A 21195-nucleotide genomic window follows, 5' to 3' on the forward strand; every position below is an offset into this window, starting at 1 on the left:
GTTAAGATTGGATTGCCGCTGGGGCGGAGCGCTGGCTCCGCCCCAGGCCGCGACCTCAGAACAGGCCTTCGATCTGGCCCTGCTCGTTGAGGAAGATCTTTTCCGACGAGGGGGCTTTGGGCAGGCCGGGCATGGTCATGATCTCGCCGCAGATGGCGACGACGAAGCCGGCACCTGCCGAAAGCCGGACCTCGCGCACCGGCACGACATGGTCGACGGGCGCGCCGCGCAGGTTGGGGTCGGTCGAGAACGAGTACTGCGTCTTGGCCATGCACACCGGCAGATGGCCGTAGCCGGCATGTTCCCACGCATGCAGCTGGTCACGCACCGCCTTGTCGGCGATCGCATGTGAGCCGCGATAGATGCGCTTGACGATGGTGTCGATCTTGTCGAACAGCTTCATCTCGTCGGCGTAGAGCGGGGCGAACTGCGAGGTGCCGCCCTCGGCGAGAGCGACCACCTTGTGGGCGAGCTCCTCGATGCCGGCCGAACCCTTGGCCCAGTGCTGGCACAGCACCGCCTCTTCGCCCATCTTGGCGACATAGTCCTTCATCGCCTGGATTTCGGCGTCGGTGTCGGAATAGAAGTGGTTGATCGCCACCACCGCCGGCACGCCGAACTGCTTGACGTTCTCGATGTGGCGGCCAAGGTTTGCGCAACCCCGCTTCACCGCCTCGACGTCTTCCTTGCCCAGGTCTTCCTTCTTGACGCCGCCGTTCATCTTCATGGCGCGCACAGTGGCGACGATTACCGCAGCGGCGGGCTTGAGGCCGGCCTTGCGGCACTTGATGTCGAAGAACTTCTCCGCACCCAGGTCGGCGCCGAAGCCGGCTTCGGTGACGACGTAGTCGGCGAGCTTGAGCGCGGTCGTGGTCGCGACCACCGAGTTGCAGCCATGCGCGATGTTGGCGAACGGGCCGCCATGGACGAAGGCCGGGTTGTTCTCCAGCGTCTGCACCAGGTTGGGCTGGACGGCGTCCTTGAGCAGCACGGCCATCGCGCCGTCGGCCTTGAGATCGCGGGCATAGACGGGCGACTTGTCGCGGCGATAGGCGACGATGATGTCGCCGAGGCGCTTTTCGAGGTCCTTGAGGTCGTTGGCCAGGCACAGGATCGCCATGACCTCCGAGGCCACCGTGATGTCAAACCCTGCCTCGCGTGGAAACCCGTTGGCGACGCCGCCGAGCGAGCAGTTGATCTCGCGCAGCGCCCGGTCGTTCATGTCCATCACCCGGCGCCAGACGACGCGGCGGGTGTCGATGCCAAGCTCGTTGCCCCAGTAGATGTGGTTGTCGATCAGCGCTGCGAGCAGGTTGTGGGCGGTGGTGATGGCGTGGAAGTCGCCGGTGAAGTGGAGGTTCATGTCGTCCATCGGCACGACCTGAGCATAGCCGCCGCCGGCCGCACCGCCCTTGACGCCGAAATTCGGCCCGAGCGAGGCCTCGCGGATGCACACGATCGCCTTCTTGCCGATGCGGTTCAGGCCGTCGCCCAGGCCCACCGTGGTCGTGGTCTTGCCTTCGCCGGCCGGCGTCGGGTTGATCGCGGTGACCAGGATCAGCTTGCCGTCCTTTTTCTTCCGCGCATCGGCGATGAACTCGGCCGAGATCTTCGCCTTGTCGTGGCCGTAGGGCAAAAGGTGCTCGCTCGGGATGCCGATCTTCTGGCCGATCTCCTGGATCGGCTTCTTCCTGGCTGCGCGGGCAATCTCGATGTCGGTCTTGAATTCGGCCATCTAGGCTCCTCCGGAATTCTGGTGACGCAAACGGTAGCGGACGGTGCCGCCTTTGTCGCGGGCATAGAAGCGCGACAACGATATCGCTTGCCGTCTCAAAACAGCCGCCCAATGCACGGATTGCGACAGGCTGGTCGAGGCGCAACCCGACCTTGCGGGGCGGCTTCCGCCGTCCCGCTCCGTAGCGATTGCGGCGTCAGCGATCGAGCACGCCGCGGATCTCGACGATCTGGGAGCGGGCGCGCAACAGGTTGAAGCCCATCGTCGCCAGGTGCGAGGGGAAGATGAAGCTCGACTCGTTGCCGTTGGAGATGATCCAGGGCTGCATGTTGAGCGCGTCGCGCATCTGGGTCTGCATGGTGTCCCACAGCGTGCCGAGATTGCGCTCGCGGATGACCGACGAGAAGTCCTCGCGGGCCGCGCTCAGGATTCCGTAATAGGCGTAGAGCTGGCCATAGGCGAACCAGAAGCGGTCGTCGGCGCGTGGGTCGAACCAGCCGGCATTGGAAGCCTCGATCTGGCCGCGCAGGATGTCGGAGGTGGAGCCGATGTCGCCGGCGATGCGATCGAGGAACTGTTGAAGATTGTCGGCGCGGGCATCGAAGGTCGCGTCGCATTTTTCGAGGCTGGCGTTGAAGGCGTCGAGCTTCTTGATCGCCTCGCGATAGACGCTCGGAGTGGGGCGCGTCGGGCCGCGCCAGCCGATGTACCATGCGGTCTCGTCCCAGGCCATCGCCGTACGCGCGTCCTGCAGGTTCTGGTCGATGCGCGAGGTGCCGCGGGCGCGGCCGAGCGTGTCCACCAGTTCGGTGGTGGTACGGCGCAGCACCTGGTTGATGCCGAGCTGGAACGCGGCCTTGTTGTCGAAGTACGGCGTGTTGCGCCAGGGGATGCCGAAGAAGCCGAGCTTCGACGCCAGCATGGAGGAAATCCAGGCATTGCGGTTGACGTTGAAATCGACGAGGTCGGCAGAAATCGCAGCAATCTCGGAACGTTTGCAGCTTTGCTGGGCGGGTGCCGGTTGCGCGGTTGTTGCTGCGGGCTGCCCACCGGTCCCCGGTGTGATGGGCGAAATCGGGTCGCCAGCAAGCGTGTTCGCCGCCTGGGCTGTCTTCGATGCCGCGACAATGCGGGCGGGATAGTCGGGATCGAAGTCACTCCAGAACTGGGTCACATAGAAGAAGTAGGCATAAAGGCCGACCACGACCGCCACGATGGCGCCGAGTATCGACTTCAGGATCCAGCCGCGTTGCAGGTACCAGCGGCCCAGCCACATGAATGGCCACAAGACCAGGCCGATGACAAAGCCGATGCCGCGCCCGATCAATTGGAATATCCGGGTGAAGAAATTCATGATCGGATCAAGCATTCGAAAACCCCTCGGTCGGTCAGGCGGTAGAGCATGGCGCCCAACGCTGCCTGGTCCTTCAGATATGAGCTTTTGATCCTGTCCACAACATTGGAACGCCAGACTTTATTGGGTCTTGCAGTACCGTGCTGCTAGTCCGATTTCGCGGAGAGCTGACTCAGCCGCGCGCGGCGAAGCCGATGAAGTCGTCGGGCGGGGCGCGGCCCATCTCTTCTTCCCAGTGGCGGCGGCAGAGCGAGACATAGACGTCCTTGCCGATGGCCACCTGTTCGCCCTGCTTGGCAACCTTGCCGTCGGGGCCGAGGCGCACCACCATCGTCGCCTTGCGGCCGCAGCGGCAGATGGTGCGCACCTCGCGCAGGTCGTCGGCAATGGCGAGCAGGGCGCGCGAGCCGGTGAAGAGGTTGCCCTGGAAATCCGTGCGCAGGCCGTAGCACATGACGGGAATGCCCAGCCGGTCGGCGACGCGGGCCAGTTGCCAGGCCTGTTCCTCCGCCAGGAACTGCGCCTCGTCGACGAACACGCAGTGAACGGTGGTGTGGTCGTGATGCTCGGCGATGCGGGCATAGAGATCGTCGCCGTCGCGGAACATCTCGGCGCCTGCTTCAAGTCCGATTCGCGAGGAAATGTAGCCGCTGTCGCCCTTGCTGTAGTGGCCCGCCACGAACAACATCGTGTGCATGCCGCGTTCGCGATAGTTGTACGACGCCTGCAGCAGCATCGTCGTCTTGCCGGCGTTCATGGTCGCGTAGTGGAAATAGAGCTTGGCCATGGCCTTGTTCTAAGCCGAAGGCGGGCCGGCAGGGGAGGGGCGGTGTGCGCCGTCCACCGCAAAAAAATGTCGCCGATGTCGCTGATGGATAAGCCCGCGGCGTCGGTCGCTTGGTCATCTCACTTGAATCGAACGAAAAATGGTGTTTGGCTCGCGACAAAGACGTACAACAATACTATCGCGTTGCCGTCTAATCACCGAATGGGAGAATCTACATGTCGCGCATGAAAACACTCGCCGCCGTGCTCGGCGTGTCGGCAGTTCTTGCCACGAGTTCTGCTTTCGCCGCTGATGCGGAAAGCTGCAAGGTCGTCCGTCTGTCCGACGTCGGCTGGACCGACATCCAGGCCACCACCGGCGTGGCGTCAGTGCTTTTGACGGCACTGGGCTACGAGCCGCAGGTCATCCAGCTGTCGGTTCCGGTCACTTACGCTTCGCTCAAGAACAAGGACCTCGACGTCTTCCTCGGCAACTGGATGCCGTCGATGACCAATGACATCAAGGACTATGCCGCCGATGGTTCGGTCGAGACCATTGGTGAGAATCTTTCGGGTGCCGGCTACGGCATCGTCGTGCCGACCTATGTCGCGGAAGCCGGCGTCAAGACGCTGACCGATCTCGGCAAGTTCAAGGACAAGTTCAACGGCAAGATCTACGGCATCGAAGCCGGCAATGACGGCAACCGCATCATCCTCGACATGATCAAGAACCCGGCTGACAATCTCCAGGGGTTCGAGCTGGTTGAATCCTCCGAGGCTGGCATGCTGACTCAGGCCGAACAGGCGATGAAGGCCAACGAATGGATCGCCTTCCTCGGCTGGACGCCGCACCCGGTCATGGGTGCGATGAACATCACCTATCTTGACGGCATGGGCGACAGCGGCTTCGGTGCGGCCACCGTCAGCACCAACGTGCGCAAGGGCTATGTCCAGGAATGCCCGAATGTCGGCAAGTTCCTTGGCAACCTGAAGTTCAATCTCGCCATGGAAGGTGAGATGATGGACGCCATCCTCAAGGGCGGCAATGCCAATGATGTCGCCAAGGCATGGCTGAAGGCCAATCCCGATGCGGCGACGCCATGGCTCGCGGGCGTGACCACCTTCGACGGCGGCGACGCCGCTGCTGCCGTCAAGGCGGCTTTGCAGTAGGCCGCTTCAGCGGGATGAAATATGGGCGGCCGGAACAAGCTTTCGGCTGCCCTTTATGTTTAGCCATGCGATAAAAAGCTCGGAACGAGCGCGGGCTTTCGGCGAGAGGGGACGACATGGATCCGATTTCGACGTTTCTTGCATCTTACAAGATCCCTATCGGCGCCTGGGGCAAGGCGTTCTTCACCTTCCTCACTGACAACTTCAACACCTTCTTCCGTGGCTTCTCGAACGGTCTAAACTTCCTCCTCAACGGGATGGTCGACGGACTTTTGTATCTGCCTCCGGTGGTCGTGGTCGCCCTGATTGCGCTGCTTGCCTGGTATCTGCAGCGCTCGCGCGGACTGGCAATTGGGGTGGCGCTCGGCCTGTTGTTCATCATCAACCAGGGCCTGTGGAAGCAGACCGTCGAAACGCTGGTGCTGGTCGTTGCCGCTGCCGCAGCCTCTATGGCGATCGGCGTGCCGCTCGGCATCTGGGCCGCGCACAAGCCCAAGGTCTACCGGTTCATGCTGCCGGTGCTCGACCTGATGCAGACGCTGCCGACCTTCGTCTACCTCATTCCCGTGCTTACCCTGTTCGGCCTCGGCAACGCGCCCGGCCTGATCGTCACCATCATCTTCGTCATTCCGACCGCCGTGCGCCTTACCCATCTCGGCGTGGTGTCGGTGCCCAAGGCCATCATCGAGGCCGGTCAGGCCTTCGGCGCCACCAAGCGGCAGTTGCTGTGGAAGGTGGAGCTTCCGGCTGCGCTTCCCACCATCATGGCCGGGCTCACCCAGTGCATCATGCTGTCGCTGTCGATGGTCGTCTTCGCCGCGCTGATCGGCGCCGGCGGCCTCGGCACTGAAATCAACCGCGCGCTTGGTTCGCGCAAGATCGATCTCGGGCTCGAGGCAGGCCTCGCCATCGTCGTGCTCGCCATCGTTCTCGACCGCATGACGCGCATCGGCGTGGGAGGCAAGAAATGACCGTCGCCGTCGATTTCAAGAACGTCGATATCGTCTTCGGCACCGATACGCGCGGCTCGCTCGCCCTCATCGACGCCGGCGCCACGCGCGGCGAGATCCTGGAAAAGACCGGCAATGTGCTGGGCTGTGCAGGCGCCAATCTCACCGTCAACGAAGGCGAGATTTCCGTGCTGATGGGCCTGTCCGGCTCGGGCAAGTCAACGCTGCTGCGCGCGGTTAACCGCCTCAACATCGTCTCGCGCGGCCAGGTCATGGTCAAGGACGGCGACAAGATGGTCGACGTCGTCACCTGCGACGAGACGACCCTGCGTCGCCTGCGCCAGCATCAGGTCGCCATGGTGTTCCAGCAGTTTGGCCTGCTGCCCTGGCGCACGGTGGAGGAGAATGTCGGTCTCGGCCTCGAGCTTGCTGGCATGCCGGAAGCCGAGCGCAAGCAGAAGGTCGCCAAGCAGCTCGACCTCGTCAACCTCACGCCATGGGCCAAGAAATACGCCCATGAGCTTTCAGGCGGCATGCAACAGCGCGTCGGCCTGGCCCGGGCCTTTGCCACCGAAGCGCCGATCCTGTTGATGGACGAACCGTTTTCGGCGCTCGACCCGCTGATCCGCACCAAGCTGCAGGACGAACTGCTGCAGCTGCAGAAAACGCTCAAGAAGACCATCATCTTCGTCAGCCACGATCTCGAGGAAGCGCTGAAGATCGGCAATACCATTACCATCATGGAGAGTGGGCGCATCGTCCAGTCCGGCCCGCCAGAAGACATCGTGCTGCGCCCGGCCAACGATTATGTTCGCGACTTCATTGCCAATGTGAACCCGCTGTCGGTGCTGACCGCGTGGAACGTCATGCGCGACCGGCGCGACCTGGAATCGGCCGGCGACGACTGGACCTGGCTCGACCGGCGCAAGACCACCCGCTTCAAGATCGACAAGGATGGGCTGGTGGAAGCCGCCGAGCGCAACGGAAAGCCGGCGGTCTGGGTCTCGTGCGACGACGTCGAACGCATTCCCGATGATGCCCCGCATGTGTTCTGGGCCAAGCCGGGCACGTCGTTGAAGGTGGTCATGCTCGCCATGCACCACTCGCAGACATCGCCGGTGGCGCTGTTCGACGACCAGTCGCGTTTCGTCGGGGCGATCGGCATTCGCGACGTGCTGAGCGCGGTGCTGAGGCGGCAATAGGCGTGCCCGATTTCCTCTATGCCGGCCCATCGGATGCCAGGGCCACCTTGCTGTTCACCCACGGCGCCGGCGCGCCGATGGACACGCCATGGATGGACGCCATCGCCGAAGGGCTTGCCGCCCAAGGCATCCGCACCGCGCGTTTCGAATTCGCCTACATGGCGGCTCGCCGGCAGGGCCAACGCAAGTCGCCGCCGCGAGCCGAACTGGTGATGGACGAGTACCGCGCGGCCGTCGCGGCTGTGGAAAGCAGCGGAAAGCTGTTCATCGGCGGTAAGTCGATGGGCGGCCGGGTTGCCAGCATGGTCGCCGACGAGCTGTTTGCGGACGGCAGGATTGCCGGTCTCGTCTGCCTCGGCTATCCGTTTCATCCGCCGGGCAAGCCCGAGAGCCTGCGCACCGCTCATCTCGAGGCGTTGCGCACCCCCGCCCTGATCTGCCAGGGCGAGCGCGATCCCTTCGGCACAGCCGAGGAGGTGCCGCACTACCAGCTCTCGTCGGCGATCACCCTGCACTGGCTGGCTGATGGCGATCACGACCTCAAGCCGCGCAAGGCCTCGGGTCTGAACTTCGCCGGCCATGTCGCGTCGACGACGGCGACAATCGCCGAATGGATGGACGGCATCTTGTCGGAACGGGCCTGATCCATCCGGCCCGTTTCATTCTTCCTCGTCGCCCAGCAGTTCGTTGAGCTTGTCCGCGTAAGGGCGGACGATGCCTAGATATTGCCGACCTTCCGCTCGTAGCCCCCGCGTCTCCGCAATCTTGGTCGCCACAAAGGTGCGCATCTCGTCCTTCTGCGCTGATGTCAGGCTGCTGCTCGCTTCGAGCTTCGCCTTCAGTTCGGCAAACCTTGTCTCGATCTCGGTTTCGGGGATCGTCGCCAGATAGCCGCGGAAGGTGGCGTCGAGCGCCTCCTTCCAGCTTTCGCGGCTGAAACCCGCCGCGGCGATGCGGCCATCGAGTTCCGCGTCGTCGTCGAACCATTGATCGGCTGCCTCCTCGTCATAGGCGAGGCGACCAAGATTTGGCTCCAGTTCACCCAGAATCTGGGTCACCTTGCCGACATCGTCGGCCGTCAAGGCGTGCGCGGGCGAGACAAGCGTGCCGAGCGCGAGGCTGGCCGCCAGCAGGCCGGCGGCGAGACGGAATTTCAGGAGCCGGCGCCCGCTCATGACATGCAATCCGTTTCAAGTGCCTTGCCGGCATCATTCTGCGCCTTGGCCTGCATCACCGAACCGCCAACTGATGCCGCCTGCGCCACCACCGCGCCGCCGCGCCCGGCAAAGCCGCCGAACCCGCCGACCATCGACAGCGCCCCGCCCAGCATGGCGGCGTTGGTCTGTGCCTGCGCCGCCTTCTGCATCGCTTCCTCGCAGCGTGCGGCGGCTGTCTGTTGCTTTTTTGTCTGCGCTGTGGTCGCCGGCCTGGTCGTCGTGGTCTTCGTCGAGGTGTTGGCCGCCGTCGTCGTGCTGCCGGTCTGGCTGCAGCCGGCGACGACACCGCACAGGATCAATGCAATTGCTCTTTTCATCTTTGCTCTCGATTTCGCTGGAGTTGGCGCGAACTCGCTGAACACGGGCCTGCGCGGACCGCCGACGCTGCCCCGTCGACGGTCCGGCTATGGCCGGTCCCTGGATGCGTTCGAAGAGCGCCCCCGCCCTGTCGCATGCATCGGTCCGCCGCCGCTGCTCTACGATGGGCTGAAGGTGGCCGTCTTGGCCTTGGGCGAACGGATGCGGCTTGTAGCGAACTCGGGCGCGAAATTATTGCCTGCGTCGGAGGGCAGCGGCCCGGATCTCGGTCGGCGTTACGCCGAAACGCTGGCGGAAGGCGCGGTTGAAATAGGACAGGTCGCCGAAGCCGGCGTCGAAGGCGATGGTCGAGATGGAGCCGGCATCCGCAGCATCGAGCGATGTGCGCGCAAGGTCGAGCCGCGCGTCGCGCCGGAATTCGGAGAAGGTGAGCCCCTCCTGCTCGAACAGGCGCTGTATGTAGCGCGGCGAAACGCCCTGGCGCATGGCGACCGCGCCGATGCCTAGTTCTGGATCGGTCAGGTTGCGCAGCATATCCGCCTTGACCAGTTGCAGCCGCGTCGCGCCCAGGCTCGCTCGCGCGCGCTCGACGGCGTCTTCGGCTCCCTCATGCAGCGCAAGGGCTGCAAGATCGTAGAGATGTTTTCCGGCCAGCCGGCGTCCGGCTTCGCCCTCCGGTGCGGTTGTGCGCAACAGGTCTGCGTAGCCGCTGAGCAGGGCGGCGCCAGCTGCGCCCGCGGGAATGTGATGAAACGCCTTCATGCGGGCACATGGCGCAAGTGCTGAAAGCCGCGCCTCGTCGAGCGAGGCTACCTTCAGCAGCGTTTCGGGCAGGGCAAAGGCCATCGGCGTGCCTTCGTTGACGAGCGTGATGTCGCCAGCCTTGATGACGACCGAATTCTTGCCCTCGATTGCCACTTCGTAGTCGGAGGTGTGGATCGTCATCAGATAGTCATGTCGCCCGTCAGCCATCAGGTCCTTGGGGCGCTCGCCGAGAACGGCCGAGTAGAAAGCCGTGCCGATGGTCGTACCGGGATCGAGAAAGTAGGCGGCGACGTCGAAGGCGAAATTCTCGTCGTCGGCGGGCCTGAAGCGCAGTCCGGCGACATGCCGCGCCACGAAATCATGCAGATAGGGGAGGCGATCGCGCGCCGGAACGTCATTGTTCGACAGTCGCTGCATTCGGGCTGATCCGTCTGGTGGGGTCGCCCCGCCTGCGACCTATGCGGGAATATCTCTATTCATGCACTGTATGCGGGTCGCGCCTTATCTGCGGAAAAGCCGTCGCCGTCAACCGGATGGCGAAGCGGGCGCGCCATTGCGGACGCGCCCGCGGGGAGCGATTGTCAGGCCGCGATCGCGCTCGCGATCGCATCCTTCAGCACGAGCCGGCGCTTCCTCAACTCCGCCTCATGCTCCTGGCTCACCGGTTCGATCTTTGTCTCTGCCCGGTGGATCTGGTCGTTGACCTCGTCATATTCTTCGAGGATGCGCGCGAAACTGGCATCCTGCGCCTTGAGTGCGTGGATGGCTTCGAGCTTGCCGGGAAATTCTTCACCAAGCGTATGAGGCGTGTTCGACATTTTTTGCTCGCTCCTTGCGTTGTGTCGAAGCAAACCTAGTCTGCCCGGTCAGGTCAGGGTTTGATCCTGGTCAAGTCGCAAGCATTTGTGCAACGCGCCCCGATGACCCTACAGTTCGATGAACGGCCTGAAGCCGCCGAAGATCATGCGCTTGCCGTCAAAGGGAAATTCCGACGGATCCATCTTCAGCCTGGGATCGGCCATCACCTTCTTGTTGATCTCGTCGCGCTCCTCGCGCGAGCGATAGACGACCCAGGCGAAGATGACGGTCTCGTCGTCCTTGGCCTGCACCGCACGGGGAAATGAGGTGAGTTCGCCGTAGGGAACATCGTCGCCCACGCATTCCACATAGGCGAGCGCGCCGTGCTCCTTCCAGATGTCTCCCGCGCTTCTGGCCATCGCTTTGTAGGCCTCGAGGTTCTGCTTCGGCACTGCAACCAGGTACCCGTCGACATAGGACATGCCAGTCTCCTCCTGTTGTGACTGCCTCTAGGACGCGTGACGTAGGTCAATTCCGACAGGCCTCCCGAATTTTTTAGGTGGTACGCTCCGATCGGCCCTGACGGGGCATCGTTGCACATGACGCTGATCGATCCCATACTGGGTGTTACGTGAGCATGAGGCCTGATCGCCATGCCCGACACCATTACCGTTCCGCGCACCAAAGTTCTGCCCAAGACCGAGCGGCCGAGGCTGCACAAGGTCATCCTGGTCAATGACGACTATACGCCGCGCGATTTCGTCGTCCGGGTGCTCAAGGGCGAGTTCCACATGAGCGAGGATCAGGCCTACCGCGTGATGATCACCGCCCATCGGCGCGGCGTCTGCGTGGTTGCGGTCTTCACCCGGGACGTCGCCGAGACCAAGGCCACGCGCGCCACCGAAGCCGGCCGCGCCAAGGGCTATCCGCTGCAGTTCACCACGGAGCCTGAGGAGTGAGGGGGGCGTTCCGTACTCGCGGCTTATAGCGAGTCCGCGATTTCCAACCGCCGCTAGTCGCCTTATCGTCACGGCATGGATTCCCGACACTCTCCGCTGCCTACGGTCGCTCACGAGGTCGGGAATGACGAGCTTCGTTGGCTGCCGCCGCCAATAGCCAACGTTTGAGATGAGTCGGGGCGCTGCTGTAATCCGTCATTCCCGACCTCGTGAGCGAGTGAAACGAGCGGAGAGTGTCGGGAATCCATGCCGTGACGCCGAGGAAACCAAAATCGGCTCAAGCCTATCTCGGGCAATGCAGGCGAGGCCTTCTATCGCCCCTCGCGATACCACATCGCCCCGAGCGCCAGGAGCAGCAGGCCGAGCCCGAGGAAGCCACCGAACAGCGGTACGCGCGAAACCGACTTCAGCACGCTGTCGTCGGTTGTGCGGAAGCCGATCCAGTCGCGCCCCGTGGCCTCGGCCGAACCGCGCACCGGCACCACGTTCGGCAGCGTGACGCTGGAGCCCATGCCGGCAAAGCCGGTCTGGGCAAGCCGGCGGACGTCGCCGCTGGTAGCCTCGGCGGTTGGCCGCAACACCTCTTCCGTGGAAACGACATCGGCGAATTCGGGCGCGTTGACCGGCCCGACATGGGCAAGTGCGGTCAGGTCGCCATTGCCGATCTGGTAGAGGCCGATCTCCTTGGTCTCGATGCTGCCGGTGAAGATGCCCGGCTCGCTCTTGGTCAGCGCCACGTCGACCGTCTTGCCCGACGGGGTGATGACGCGGGCAGGGCCGGCCTCGTCGCGCATGGTCTGGCGGCGAATGTCGAGCACCATGCCGCGGCTTTCCGCAGTGAGGCGTTCCTCCTCGAGTTCGGGCTCCTTCATCAGCCAATGGGCGATGCGGCGATAGAGCGAGACATGCGGACCGCCGCCCTCGAAGCCACGCGCCCACAGCCAGCCCTGGTCGGACAGGAACATGCCGACGCGGCCTTCGCCCTTGCGATCGAGCAGCAGCAGCGGCTTGTCATCCGCGCCCTTCATGACGACTTCGCCTTCCGGCCGCTCGATGCCGATCTGCCGGAACCAGCGGCTCCAGTGCGGCGGCTCGCTCGCCGAGCCTTCGAGACCACGCGTCACCGGATGGCGCTGGCCGAGTTCGGTCAGGCGCGGATAGAACGCCTTTTCGATCACGTCGCCATTCGGCATGCCGGGCAGGGCCGAGATCAGCGGCGTGTTGGCGATCGACTGTTCGCCAGCATATTCGGGGCCGGCGGCAATCAGCAGCGCGCCGCCCTTTTCGACATATTCGGCGATGTAGTCGTAATAGAGAAGCGGCAGCACGTCACGATGCTGGTAGCGGTCGAATATGATCAGGTCGAAGTCGTTGATGCGCTCGACGAAGAGCTCGCGCGTCGGAAAGGCGATCAGCGACAATTCGTTGATGGGCGTCCCGTCCTGCTTTTCCGGCGGCCGCAGGATGGTGAAATGCACGAGGTCGACCGAGGCGTCGGATTTGAGCAGGTTGCGCCAGGTGCGCTCGCCGGCATGCGGCTCGCCCGAGACCAGAAGCACGCGCAGGTTCTCGCGGATGCCGTCGACAAGTGCGATCGCGCGGTTGTTGGTGTCGGTCAGCTCGCCCGGCACGCGGTCGATCGACAGCTCGACGATGTTGCGCCCGGCGCTCGGAACGGTGATCTGCAGCGGCATTGCCTGGCCGATGAACGCGCGCTGCACCGAAACCTGCTGGCCATTGATCGACACCCGCACCTCGACCGCGCCGGCCTCGCCATTGGTGTCGATCACCCGGTAGGTCATGTCGAGCGGCTTGCCGACGATGCCGAAGCGGGGGGCGCTTTCAAAGCGGATGCGGCGGTCGCGCTCGTTCTCCTCGCCTGATATCAGCGCGTGCAGCGGTGCGTGGAAGCTGGGTTTCGCCGGCACGTCATGCACCTGGCCGTCGGTGATCATCACCGCGCCGCCGATGCGCGATGGCGACACGTCGCGGAAGGCGCCGTCGAGTGCGGAAAACAGCCGGGTTTCGGTGCGGTCGTCGGCGGCGTCGGCGCGCCCGGCCTCGACCACCCGCACCTCGAACTGGCGGAAACGCGCCAGTTTTTCCTTCAGTCCCTCGACTGCTTCGTTGGTTTGCGCGGTGCGGTTGCCGATGTCCTGGCTCTGGCTGCGATCGACGATCAGCGCGACAACGCTCTTCAGCGGCTCGCGCTCCTCATCGAGGACGACGGGGTTGGCGAGTGCGAGGCCAAGTGCCGCAAGCGCTGTCAGCCTGAGCCAGCTGCCGCGTCGGCGGAACCACAGGCCAACAACCACAAGCAGTGCCAAAGGGATCATCAGCGCTGCCAGCAGCGGCCACGACAGCAGGGGTTCGAAGGCGATGGACCAGTTCATGCTACTGCCCCAGCCGTTCGAGCAGGGCGGGCACGTGCACCTGGTCGGATTTGTAGTTGCCGGTCAGCATGTACATCATGATGTTGACGCCGGCGCGCAGCGCGTAGATCCGCTGCATCGGGTCGGACGGCACGGTCGGCAGCATGGGGTCGCCATTTTCGTCGATCGCCCAGGCGCCGGCCAGGTCGTTAGCGGTGATCATGATCGGCGTCACGCCGTCGCCGGTGCGCACCGGCCGGCCTTCCGCGTTCGACGCTTCGAGTGATGCTTCGACCCATAGCGGGCTGCCGTTGAAGCGGCCGGGAAACTCCGGAAGGATGAAGAACGACTTGGTCAAGACGTGGTCGGCCGGCACCGGCTCCAGCGGCGGGACGTTGAGATTGGCGAGGATGTCGCGCAGACGCTCGGTGGCCGGGCTGGCTGAATTCGCGCCGATGCCGTTGGCGAACTGGTCGCGGGTGTCGAACAGCACAGTGCCGCCCTGCTTCATGTAGGCGTCGACGCGGGCGATCGCCGCGGCACTCGGCATCGGGGCCGCCGGATCGATCGGCCAGTAGATCAGCGGGTAAAAGGCCAGCTCGTCCTTGCCGATGTCGACGCCCGCCGGCTCGCCCGGTTCGAGTGCGGTCTTTTCGATCAGGAATTTGGACAGCCCGGCGATGCCCGCCCGGCTGATCGCGTCGACCGACGCCTCGCCGGTCAGCACATAGGCGATGCGGGTGCGCGAGATCGCGTCGACGGCCTCAAGGTCGCCGGGCTTGGAATCCTCGGCCCGGGCAAGGTCTGGATGGATGAAGAGAGCGCCGAACGCGAGCAGGAGGGCTGCGGTTGTCGTTGCCGCCTGGCTGCGCCTGCCACTGCCGCGCGAGAACAAGCCGCCGATCCAAAGCACCGCCAGCGTGTCGAGCGCCAATAGCGCCAAAGCGGTCGCCACGAGCGGGCCTTTCAGGTCGCGGGCTTCGTCGAAAGCATAGCCGATCTCGGTGACCGGTACGGAGACAGTCGGCCGCGCCAGCGGTGCAAGTGTGCTGTCGGCCCTGAGCAGGTTGTGGGCGAGCACGCCTTCCTCGCCGCCATAGAGGCCGGGAGGGTTTTCCAGCGTGACAGCGGCGGCAGTGGCGCCGGAGAGCAGTGGCCGGGCGTCCGGTGTCGGCGGAACCAGCCGGCCGTCGGCGGCGATCATGCGATAGGGCGCGAGCGAAACCGGCTTGCCCTCTGTCATGGTGGCGGCCGTTCCTTGGTTGCGTGACAGCTGCACGATGCGGCGCAGCATCTCGACGAAGCTGCCCGAGATCGGCAGATTCGACCATGTCGCCTGCGGGGCGATGTGGAACAGCACCAGCGTGCCCTTGCCGCGTCGCGCGCCGGTCACCAGCGGGGTCCCGTCGGCGAGGTTGGCCCAGGTCCGGTCGGCGAGGTCGGGCGTCGGCTCCGCCAGCACTTGGCGGCTCACCGTCACCTCGTCGGGTGGCGACAGGTCGGCGAAGGGGCTGGTTGCCGGGAATTCGGAGACAGGCTGGGGGGCAGTCCACGACAGCGCGCCGCCGAGCGAGCGCTCGCCGAGTCTCAGCCGCACCGGCAGCAGCTCCTCGTCATTGCCGGCCGCCGCCAGCCGCGAACCGGCGAAGCGCACCAGCGTGCCGCCCTCGTTGAGCCAGGCGAGCAGTTTTTCGCGCGCCGGTGCGGGAATGGTGCCGACATCGGCCATGATGATCATGGCTGGCTTCTGCTCGATCAGTTGCGGGATCGCTTCGGCGAGGTCCGAGCTTGTCGGTTCGCTCAGGTCGGCAAAGGGCTGGAGCGCGCGGCGGATGTAGTAGAGCGGCGACAGCAGCGGCTGCGATTCGTCGGCGTCGACCTGCGAAAGCAGCCCGACGCGGCGGCGCTTGGAGCTGTCATCGAGCACCCGCACCGCACCAGCCTGCGGCTGGTTGTCGAGAGCGATCGCAGCGAAATCGTTGCGCAGCTCGAAGGGAACAGTCATCGTCCCTGTCGCTACAGTCTCGCCGGGGCCGAAGGTCAGCATGGCGTCGGCGATGCGGCGGCCCTTGTCGTCATAGGCGCCGGCGCTCGCCGCCGCTGGGGCCGGATTGCCCGGCGCGCGGATGGCGGTCAGCGCAAGACCGTCGACTTCGTTCTCCGCTGCCGTCAGGCCCAGGACGTCGAGCCGTTCGGGCGAGGCCCACAGCACGTTCGCCGGGCTCTGGCCGAGCAGCGTCGAGAACGCCTGCTGGTCGCCTTCATTGGCCAGACCGTCATCGAGGATGGCGATACTCGCGCCGGGCAGGGTGGCGAGTGCGCTGGCAACGCGAGCGTAAACCGCGCGCCTTTCGGTCGGAACCGGGCGGGGCTCTGCCGCGCGCAGCCGGTCGAGCGCTGCCTGGGCATTGAAGGGGCCGATCTCAGCATTCGGCTTTTCGGCGGTGAAGGCCAGCACGATGGGCTGGCCGGTGGCTCCCGCATCATTGATCAACCGCTCGGCGGTGGCGACGCGGCGCTTCCAATCCGGCGCGCTCGCCCAGCCATTGTCGACCACCAGGGCCAGGGCCGCACCTGCCGTGGGCAGTTTTTCACGCGGGTTCAGGGTCGGCTCGGCCAGCGCCAGGACTACAAGCGCTGCCATGACGAGGCGCAGCAGCGTCAGCCACCACGGGCTCTGTTGCGGTGTCTCTTCCCTGCGCAGCACCCGCGCCAGGATCTTCAGCGGTGGAAATATCTCGGTCTGCGGCTTGGGTGGGGTCAGCCGCAGCAGCCACCAGATCACAGGCAGCGCCAGAAGTCCCCACAGCACCGCGGGAAGCCCGAACGAAAGCGGCAGCCAGCTCATCGGCGGCCTCCACCGGGCCCGTGGCCCTCCGCCGTCAGGGCGAGATGGACATGCACCAGCGCTTCCGATGCGAGCCGGTCGGTGTGGTTGACCGTGTAGCTCCAGCCGAGCCGCTTGCACCAGGCCGCCAGTTCCTGCCGGCGTGCCGAATAGAGGTTGCGATAGTCCTCGGCCAATTGCTCGGCGCGGCCGGCGGTCAGCTTGGCGCCGGTCTCGGGATCGGTGAACTCGGTGCGTCCGGTATAGGGGAAGCTCTCCTCGGCCGGGTCGGCGACCTCGATCAGATGGGCGCGCGCGCCGTGGCGGGCCAGCGTGTCGAGCCAGGCCATGGTTTCCTCGACCGGATCGAGGAAGTCGCCGATGACGACCACGTCCGAAAAGCGGCGGATGGCGGAAAGGTCGGGCCGCGCCGGTTGTGAAATGGCCTGGGCGAGATGCGAGGCCAGCCGCTCGGCACCGTTGCGGGCGCTGGACGGGTCGGTCAGGCCGGGCCAGGCGATGCGTTCGCCGCTGCGCGACAGGAGCTCGGCCAGCGCGAAGGCCAGCACCAGCGCGCGCGATTCCTTCGATACGGTCGCCGTCCTCGACTTGTAGAGCATTGACGGCGAAAGGTCGGCCCACAGCCAGACGGTATGGGCGGCTTCCCATTCGCGGTCGCGCACATAGGTGTGATCGTCGCGGGCCGAGCGGCGCCAGTCGATGCGGGCCATGGATTCGCCCTGCACATAGGGGCGGAACTGCCAGAAATTCTCGCCGATGCCGCGCTTCTTGCGGCCGTGCCAGCCGGCAATCACCGTGTTGACGATGCGGCGGGCCTCGACCAGCAGGTCAGGCACCAGCGAGGCGCGCAGCCTGCCGCGGGCAAGCGCGTCGCTGGTCGCAACCGGTGCGGAAGCCTCGCCGATTCTTGCCATCAGACGTCCTTGGCCAACCGCGCCACCACGTCGCGGATGCTCATGCCCTCGGCGCGGGCGGCAAAGGTCAGAGCCATGCGGTGCTGCAGCACCGGCTCGGCCAGCGCGCGGACGTCGTCGACCGAAGGTGCGAGCCTGCCGTCATAGAGCGCACGCGCCCGGGCGCACAGCGTCAGCGCCTGGCTGGCGCGCGGACCGGGGCCCCACGACACATGCTTGTCGGTTTCGGCGTTGCCCTGTCCCGGTCGCGCCGAGCGCACCAGCTTCAGGATCGCCTCGACCACGCTTTCGGGCACCGGCATGCGCCGGATCAGCTGCTGGATGTCCCTCAGCCGCTCGGGGTTCAGCACGTTCTGCGCCTTGGCGTCCTCGATGCCGGTGGTCTCCAGCAGGATGCGCCGCTCGGCGTCGATGTCGGGATAGAGGATGTCGATCTGCATCAGGAAGCGGTCGAGCTGCGCCTCGGGCAGCGGATAGGTGCCTTCCTGCTCCAGCGGATTCTGCGTCGCCAGCACATGGAAGGGAGCGGGCAGGTCGTGGCGCTCGCCGGCGACCGTTACGTGATACTCCTGCATTGCCTGCAGCAGCGCCGACTGGGTGCGCGGGCTGGCGCGGTTGATCTCGTCGGCCATCAGCAACTGCGCGAAGATCGGGCCGGGAATGAAGCGGAACGAGCGCTTGCCCTGATCGTCCTGCTCCAGCACCTCGGAGCCAAGGATATCCGACGGCATCAGGTCGGGCGTGAACTGGATGCGGCGCGAATCGAGCCCCAGCACCACGCCGAGCGTCTCCACCAGCTTGGTCTTGGCGAGGCCAGGCACGCCGACCAGCAGCGCGTGGCCGCCAGCCAGCAGCGCCACCAGCGTGCGCTCCACCACGCTTTGCTGGCCGAAGATGACGCGGCCGACGCCGTCGCGAACCTTGGAAATGTCGGCAAGCGCGCGTTCGGCGGCGGCGATCATGTCGCGTTCACTCACAGCGTTATCCTTGATCATCACGCTCATGCGGGCCCGATCCTTCTTCCGGCGCATAGATCCGAAGATCGCTTTCGATTTCGGAAAGAAATATGCGCGAATTCAAAAATGTCGATGTGCCTGCCTTGAGACCATCTGCCCTTCGGTCTGCCGCGCCGTCCGTTCGGACGTGGCGCCTGCCGCCCAATCCCCGAAGCTCTACCGATCCACGGGTATGCAATCTCTCGACTCGCACCTTGGCGAGGTCTTCGCCTTGAACTTAAATCGCACGCCTATGCTGACAAGCGCAACAACAGTGACTATTTCGTGACCATGACTGCCGATATGGATCAAACGAGCGAGGCGACGACAGGGCCCGGGCTGGCCCGCGCCGCCGACACGGCTGGGCTGGAGGCGCTGATCTCGCGTGCCGCCCGCGCCGGCAAGGGTCTTCCGCCGGTCGAGCGCTGGAACCCGGATTTCTGCGGCGATCTCGACATGGAGATCCGCGCCGACGGCACCTGGTTCTATCTCGGTACGCCGATTGGCCGTTTGCCGCTGGTCCAGCTCTTCTCCACCGTCCTGCGCAAGGACGAGGACGGCAAGACCTACCTCGTCACGCCGGTCGAAAAGGTCGGCATCCGCGTCGTTGATGCACCCTTCGTCGCCGTCGAGATGAATGTCGCGGGCGAGGGGGCGGAACAGGTGCTCACCTTCCGCACCAATGTCGGCGATGTTGTCGAAGCCGGTCCCGAACATCCGCTGCGCTTCGGCGACGAGGATGAAACGGCGGGCCTCAAGCCATATCTATTGGTGCGTGGCCGGCTTGAGGCGCTGGTGGCGCGGTCGGTGATGTACGAACTGGTCGAACACGGCGAGCGCATCGAGATCGACGGCGAGGCGATGTTTGCAGTCCGTTCGCAGGGCGAGGTCTACCCGATCATGCCGTGGGAAAAGCTGGAACGGTTGAGTTCATGATGGTTCATGCCAGGGCAGCGCATTATTCGGCGCAGGACTTTCGTCAGCGCGCAGCACAGGAACATCTCGGCGACCCTTCCGCCGATTATGGCGACCACATGCTCAATCCGGACCTGCGCAAGCAGTTCGTCCATGATCGCCTGCGTGAAGCCGCCGTGCTCATTCCGGTCGTCGATCATGGCGATGCCTCGACGGTGATCCTCACCAAGCGGGCGGACAAGCTGAGGAACCACTCCGGCCAGATCGCCTTTCCCGGCGGCCGCATCGATCCCGGCGACCCTTCGGTCGAGGCCGCGGCACTGCGCGAAACGGTCGAGGAGATTGGGCTTGCGCCCGATTATATCGACGTCATCGGCCGGCTTCCCGACTATGTCACCGGCAGCGGCTACCGCATCGCTCCAGTGCTGGGGGTCGTCCGCCCCGGCTTCCATCTCTCCGTCAATGCGGACGAGGTCGACGACATCTTCGAGGTGCCGCTCGGCTTCCTGATGGACCCGGCCAATCACGGCCGCGCCAGCCGTGTTTGGGAAAACCAGGAACGCTTCTTCTACGCCATGCCCTTTGAAGAGCGCTACATCTGGGGTGTCACCGCAGGTATCATCCGGGCCCTCTATGAAAGGCTTTATGCGTGACCGCCACGATCGCCGGGACGGCCAGTTGGCTTGACGATCCGCAACTGCAGGCGCTGCTTGCCGCGCTCAACGCCGATGGCGAGGAGGCGCGCATTGCCGGTGGTGCGGTGCGCAACGCGCTGCTCGGCCAGCCGGTCGCCGATGTCGACGTCGCCACCACCAATCTGCCCGACGAGACCGTGCGCCGCGCCGAGGCCGCCGGCTTCAAGACCGTTCCCACCGGCGCCGAGCATGGCACGATCACGGTCATAGCCGGCGGCAGGCCCTTCGAGGTCACCACGCTGCGCGCCGATGTCGAAACCGATGGCCGCCGTGCCAAGGTGGCCTTCGGCCGCGACTGGAAGGCGGACGCCGAGCGGCGCGACTTCACCATCAACGCGCTCTATGCGCGGGCCGACGGTACTGTGATCGACCTGGTCGGCGGCCTTGCCGATCTGGAAAGCCGCACGCTGCGCTTCATTGGCGACGCGGAAGCGCGCATCCGCGAAGACTATCTGCGCATCCTGCGCTTTTTCCGCTTCTTTGCCTGGTACGGCTCGGGCCGGCCCGACGCGGAAGGCCTCAAGGCCTGTGCCCGCCTCAAGGACGGCCTCGCCCGACTGTCGGCCGAGCGCATCTGGTCGGAGCTGAAGAAGCTGCTCGCCGCCCCCGATCCGTCGCGCGCGCTGCTATGGATGCGGCAGGCAGGCGTGCTGACGGCGGTGCTGCCCGAAAGCGAGAAATGGGGCATCGATGCCATCCACGCGCTGGTCCGGGCCGAGGCCGACCTCGGCTGGGACGTTGATCCGTTGCTCAGGCTGGCAGCCATCGTGCCGCCCGATGCGGCGCGCATGAAGACGTTTGGCGAGCGCCTGCGCTTGTCGAATGCAGAGATGGACAGGCTGGTCCAATGGGCCGCGACGGCTAAGGTCGGGCCGACCGTCACCGAGGGCGAGCTTGCCAAACGGCTCTATCGCGGCAACCAGCAGGGCTTCGTCGACCGCCTTCGCCTCGATCTGGCTTCGGCACGCGGCCGGGCACAGCAGGACGACAAGGCCCTGATCGAGGCTGGCGGCTATTTCCGCCTGCTGAACTCTGCCGGCAAGTGGCAGAAGCCACTGTTTCCGCTGCGCGGCGGTGATCTTTCGCCGCTGGGCGTCGAGGGCGCACGCCTTGGGGCGTTGCTCAAGTCACTGGAATCCGAATGGGTCGACAGCGGCTTTTCGTGGGAGCGCGACGCGCTGCTCAAGCGCGCCGCCGATAGTCTCGAAAACTAGGGTTTCGCC

20 protein-coding genes are annotated in these 21195 nt (G+C 65.1%); 8 read left to right on the forward strand and 12 right to left on the reverse strand.

Annotation, left to right across the window (positions count from 1 at the left end; translation table 11 throughout):
- Nucleotides 1–55: 55 nt before the first annotated feature.
- The 3 genes from ABSY17_RS08755 to ABSY17_RS08765 form a co-directional block, all read right to left on the reverse strand.
- A complete protein-coding gene (locus ABSY17_RS08755; protein ID WP_378949345.1) occupies nt 56–1735 on the reverse strand; it encodes a formate--tetrahydrofolate ligase in 1680 nt (559 codons plus the stop codon).
- A gap of 196 nt (nt 1736–1931) precedes the next feature.
- The gene (locus ABSY17_RS08760; RefSeq protein WP_378949348.1) at nt 1932–3104 is read right to left on the reverse strand and encodes a DUF2333 family protein; all 1173 of its coding nucleotides are present in this window, start codon (nt 3102–3104) and stop codon (nt 1932–1934) included.
- A 157-nt stretch (nt 3105–3261) separates the two neighbouring features.
- Entirely contained in the window at nt 3262–3876 is a 615-nt protein-coding gene (locus tag ABSY17_RS08765; protein WP_378949351.1) for a thymidine kinase, read from the reverse strand.
- 215 nt (nt 3877–4091) lie between these two features.
- Between ABSY17_RS08765 and choX the strand changes: the two genes are divergently transcribed.
- From choX to ABSY17_RS08785, 4 genes are all read left to right on the forward strand, one after another.
- Nucleotides 4092–5024: a choline ABC transporter substrate-binding protein gene (gene choX / locus ABSY17_RS08770; protein WP_378949354.1), complete on the forward strand. Its 933-nt coding sequence runs from the start codon at nt 4092–4094 to the stop codon at nt 5022–5024.
- Nucleotides 5025–5140: 116 nt separating this feature from the next.
- Nucleotides 5141–5995, forward strand: coding sequence for a choline ABC transporter permease subunit (gene choW / locus ABSY17_RS08775; protein ID WP_378949357.1), 855 nt, complete (start codon nt 5141–5143; stop codon nt 5993–5995).
- A complete protein-coding gene (gene choV / locus ABSY17_RS08780) occupies nt 5992–7176 on the forward strand; it encodes a choline ABC transporter ATP-binding protein (RefSeq protein WP_378949360.1) in 1185 nt (394 codons plus the stop codon). The genes choW and choV overlap by 4 nt, the downstream gene beginning before the upstream one ends.
- Before the next feature lie 2 nt (nt 7177–7178).
- Entirely contained in the window at nt 7179–7820 is a 642-nt protein-coding gene (locus ABSY17_RS08785; RefSeq protein WP_378949363.1) for an alpha/beta family hydrolase, read from the forward strand.
- A gap of 15 nt (nt 7821–7835) precedes the next feature.
- On the opposite strand, the gene ABSY17_RS08790 is transcribed toward ABSY17_RS08785, so the two are convergent.
- The 5 genes from ABSY17_RS08790 to ABSY17_RS08810 all read right to left on the reverse strand — a co-directional run bounded on the left by ABSY17_RS08790 (nt 7836) and on the right by ABSY17_RS08810 (nt 10756).
- Nucleotides 7836–8351: a hypothetical protein gene (locus ABSY17_RS08790; RefSeq protein ID WP_378949365.1), complete on the reverse strand. Its 516-nt coding sequence runs from the start codon at nt 8349–8351 to the stop codon at nt 7836–7838.
- Nucleotides 8348–8710 carry a hypothetical protein gene (locus ABSY17_RS08795; protein ID WP_378949368.1) on the reverse strand — a complete coding sequence of 121 codons (363 nt, stop codon included), beginning with the start codon at nt 8708–8710 and terminating at the stop codon, nt 8348–8350. The genes ABSY17_RS08790 and ABSY17_RS08795 overlap by 4 nt, the downstream gene beginning before the upstream one ends.
- Before the next feature lie 232 nt (nt 8711–8942).
- Nucleotides 8943–9893 carry a helix-turn-helix transcriptional regulator gene (locus ABSY17_RS08800; RefSeq protein WP_378949370.1) on the reverse strand — a complete coding sequence of 317 codons (951 nt, stop codon included), beginning with the start codon at nt 9891–9893 and terminating at the stop codon, nt 8943–8945.
- A 164-nt stretch (nt 9894–10057) separates the two neighbouring features.
- Nucleotides 10058–10294, reverse strand: coding sequence for a YdcH family protein (locus ABSY17_RS08805; RefSeq protein ID WP_378949373.1), 237 nt, complete (start codon nt 10292–10294; stop codon nt 10058–10060).
- 108 nt (nt 10295–10402) lie between these two features.
- Entirely contained in the window at nt 10403–10756 is a 354-nt protein-coding gene (locus tag ABSY17_RS08810) for a DUF1428 domain-containing protein (RefSeq protein WP_378949376.1), read from the reverse strand.
- Between the two features lie 171 nt (nt 10757–10927).
- On the opposite strand from ABSY17_RS08810, the gene clpS reads away from it, so the two are divergent.
- Entirely contained in the window at nt 10928–11233 is a 306-nt protein-coding gene (gene clpS, locus ABSY17_RS08815) for an ATP-dependent Clp protease adapter ClpS (protein ID WP_378949379.1), read from the forward strand.
- Between the two features lie 311 nt (nt 11234–11544).
- Here the strand turns inward: clpS and ABSY17_RS08820 are convergent, their stop codons facing one another.
- Genes ABSY17_RS08820 through ABSY17_RS08835 form a run of 4 tightly spaced genes read right to left on the reverse strand, consistent with a single transcriptional unit; the run spans nt 11545 to nt 18371 of the window.
- On the reverse strand, nt 11545–13626 hold the full coding sequence (locus ABSY17_RS08820) for a hypothetical protein (protein WP_378949382.1): 2082 nt from the start codon (nt 13624–13626) through the stop codon (nt 11545–11547).
- 1 nt (nt 13627) lies between these two features.
- Nucleotides 13628–16453, reverse strand: a complete 2826-nt coding sequence (locus ABSY17_RS08825; protein ID WP_378949385.1) for a DUF4159 domain-containing protein — start codon at nt 16451–16453, stop codon at nt 13628–13630.
- On the reverse strand, nt 16450–17367 hold the full coding sequence (locus ABSY17_RS08830; protein ID WP_378949388.1) for a DUF58 domain-containing protein: 918 nt from the start codon (nt 17365–17367) through the stop codon (nt 16450–16452). The genes ABSY17_RS08825 and ABSY17_RS08830 overlap by 4 nt, the downstream gene beginning before the upstream one ends.
- Nucleotides 17367–18371, reverse strand: coding sequence for an AAA family ATPase (locus ABSY17_RS08835; RefSeq protein ID WP_378949391.1), 1005 nt, complete (start codon nt 18369–18371; stop codon nt 17367–17369). Before ABSY17_RS08835 ends, ABSY17_RS08830 begins: the two co-directional genes overlap by 1 nt.
- A gap of 294 nt (nt 18372–18665) precedes the next feature.
- On the opposite strand from ABSY17_RS08835, the gene ABSY17_RS08840 reads away from it, so the two are divergent.
- Genes ABSY17_RS08840 through ABSY17_RS08850 form a run of 3 tightly spaced genes read left to right on the forward strand, consistent with a single transcriptional unit; the run spans nt 18666 to nt 21186 of the window.
- Nucleotides 18666–19298 (forward strand): DUF1285 domain-containing protein, encoded by a 633-nt coding sequence (locus ABSY17_RS08840; RefSeq protein WP_378949394.1) that lies wholly within the window; start codon nt 18666–18668, stop codon nt 19296–19298.
- The gene (locus ABSY17_RS08845) at nt 19298–19930 is read left to right on the forward strand and encodes a CoA pyrophosphatase (RefSeq protein ID WP_378952539.1); all 633 of its coding nucleotides are present in this window, start codon (nt 19298–19300) and stop codon (nt 19928–19930) included. The genes ABSY17_RS08840 and ABSY17_RS08845 overlap by 1 nt, the downstream gene beginning before the upstream one ends.
- Complete coding sequence (locus ABSY17_RS08850) at nt 19927–21186, forward strand: CCA tRNA nucleotidyltransferase (RefSeq protein WP_378949397.1); 1260 nt, start codon at nt 19927–19929, stop codon at nt 21184–21186. The genes ABSY17_RS08845 and ABSY17_RS08850 overlap by 4 nt, the downstream gene beginning before the upstream one ends.
- Nucleotides 21187–21195: the final 9 nt, after the last annotated feature.

This window comes from Mesorhizobium sp. ANAO-SY3R2 (assembly GCF_042466635.1).
Lineage (GTDB): Bacteria > Pseudomonadota > Alphaproteobacteria > Rhizobiales > Rhizobiaceae > Aminobacter.